Below are 1,146 nucleotides of genomic sequence, written 5' to 3'. Positions count from 1 at the left end.
CGGTGATCTCGGCCAGTGGCGCGTACTGCAGGTTCGTCACGCCGTCGCTGTGCTCGGGGTGGAAGAGGTTCCACAGGCCCTGCTTGCGGGCCTCGGCCTTGAGGCCTTCGAGGACGGGCTGGCGTTCCCACGGGTCGGCGGCGTCGTGCAGCTGCTGTTCGAGGACGGCCTCGGCCGGGTAGACGTGCTCGTCCATGAACGCGAGCAGCTTGGCGCGCAGTTCCTCGGTCTTGGCGTCGTAGGCGAAGTCCATGACTCAGAGCTCCTTGTGGGCGGCGGCGAGACCCTGCCGCACGAGGGGAACGGTGAACGCGCCGAGCTTCTCGAACCCGGCGCCGACGGTCTTGCCGCTGGCGAAGCGGAAGTGGATGCCCTCGACGATGACGGCGAGCTTGAAGTAGCCGAAGGCGATGTACCAGCCCAGTCCGGAGGTGTCGATGCCGGTGCGGGCGGTGTAGCGGGCGACGAGCTGGTCGGCGGTCAGGAAGCCCGGCATGGACGGGACGCTGCCGGTGATGGGGTCGTTGTCGACGCCCAGGCCCTGCCAGTAGACGTAGAGCAGGCCGAGGTCCGCGAGGGGGTCGCCGAGGGTGGCCATCTCCCAGTCCAGCACCGCGCTGATCCGCAGTGGCGACTGCGTGACCAGCGCGTTGTCGAGGCGGTAGTCGCCGTGGATGATCGCCACGCGCGAGGAATCCGGGACGGTGTCGGCGAGTTTGCCGCGCAGTTCGTCGATGCCGGGAAGGTCGCGGCTGCGGGAGGCGTCGAGCTGCTTGCCCCACCGCTTGACCTGGCGGGCGAGGAACCCTTCCGGGCGGCCGAAGTCGCCGAGACCGACCGACTCCGGGTCGACGGAGTGCAGTTCGGCGAGCACGTCGACGAGCTTGCGGGAGAGCACGGTGGCCTTCTCGGAGTTGAGCCACGGGGCCTGCGACCGTTCCCGCAGGGCGACGCCGGGCATCTCCTCCATCAGGTAGAACGGGGCGCCGATGACGCCGGTGTCCTCGACGAGCCGGTAGGCGCGCGGCACCGGGACGTCGGTGTCGGCGAGCGCGGAGATGACGCGGAACTCGCGGGCCATGTCGTGGGCGGTCGCGAGGACGTGGCCCAGCGGCGGGCGGCGCAGCACCCAGCGCTGGGTGCCGT

At 70.3% G+C, this 1,146-nt stretch carries 1 protein-coding gene and 1 pseudogene; both read right to left on the bottom strand.

Going from position 1 to position 1,146, the window contains the following annotated elements:
* Positions 1–253: pseudogene (locus B0F77_RS46170) on the bottom strand (acyl-CoA dehydrogenase); the annotation flags it as partial.
* Between the two features lie 3 nt (positions 254–256).
* The coding region (locus B0F77_RS46165; RefSeq protein ID WP_143467305.1) for a phosphotransferase family protein at positions 257–1,146 on the bottom strand (890 nt) is incomplete at its 5' end.

It is taken from the genome of Lentzea kentuckyensis, assembly GCF_002150765.1.
In the GTDB taxonomy this organism is placed as follows: domain Bacteria; phylum Actinomycetota; class Actinomycetes; order Mycobacteriales; family Pseudonocardiaceae; genus Lentzea; species Lentzea kentuckyensis.
Note: the sequence above shows the minus strand (reverse complement) of the source record. Positions and strands in the feature narration are given on the sequence as shown.